The organism is Allobosea sp. P1_A7 (genome assembly GCF_056406775.1).
The window spans coordinates 1-336 of the sequence record NZ_JBFTZN010000687.1; the positions used below are offsets into that span (position 1 = coordinate 1).

Here is a 336-nt window from a genome sequence, read left to right on the forward strand (position 1 = left end):
GCTGGTATCTGGCCTACGGCCTGAGCCTGCGCGACCTGAAGGAGATGATGGCCGAGCGCGGCATCAGCATYGACCATTCCACGATCCACCGCTGGGGTCGTCTACTTCTCGCCATTGCTGCTTGAGCGCTTCAACCKGCGCAAACGCGCCGTGACCGCCAAGTGGCATGCGGACGAGACGTACATCWAGGTCCGCGGACGGTGGATGTATCTYTATCGCGCCATCGACAGCGTTGGCGACACGGTCGAGTTCTGGTTCAGCGAACATCGGGATCTGTCGGCGGCCAAGCGGTTCTTCCGCAAAGCGCTTGAACGCCATGGCCGGCCCGAGCGCATC

At 62.7% G+C, this 336-nt stretch carries 1 pseudogene; it reads left to right on the forward strand.

The window, feature by feature from the left end:
* Positions 1–336: pseudogene (locus AC1D34_RS38390) on the forward strand (IS6 family transposase); the annotation flags it as partial.